The sequence below is a fragment of the Vibrio sp. 1978 genome, from assembly GCF_033344345.1.
Map to the genome: position 1 here is coordinate 1 of NZ_JAWPOP010001073.1, position 508 is coordinate 508.

A 508-nucleotide genomic window follows, 5' to 3' on the forward strand; every position below is an offset into this window, starting at 1 on the left:
ACCAACTCTCCACTGTCGGTGCGATAGGCACTAAATGTGTTGAAGTTTGGCTGCAATGAACCTTGAGAACCTACGTTTGTGACGGAGAACATCACGTTAGAACCATCAAAATTCTCGACTTTCACCAACACGTTACCGTCTTGGTAACGAGCGGCTGCCGCAGCACTTGCTTGCTGTTTCTGCCTCTGTTTTTCTTTTTCAATGTTGCTCAATTGGTTTTGCTCGTTTGCTAGGCGGTTTTCAGCCATCGCGTACGATTGATCCACCATTGCCAACAGCGCTGGGATTGAATACAGCGTTAGACCTTCCAAATGGTCAAAGTCGATTTTGGCATGCTGAGTAAGTTCGTGATTCGAGAACTGGCAGTAGCCATCAATCAAGCTAACGAACGCGACTTCAAAAGTGCCCTGTAGTTGGCTTACTTCCTGTGCGGCTTTTTCTAAATCTGAGCGTACTTTTCGGATCTCTTCCAACGTTTTTTGTGGCAAACGTCCATTGGGCGACACGT

1 pseudogene is annotated in these 508 nt (G+C 46.9%); it reads right to left on the minus strand.

Annotated elements, in window-relative coordinates:
* A pseudogene (locus tag R8N49_RS30720) lies at nt 1–508 on the minus strand (hypothetical protein); the annotation flags it as partial.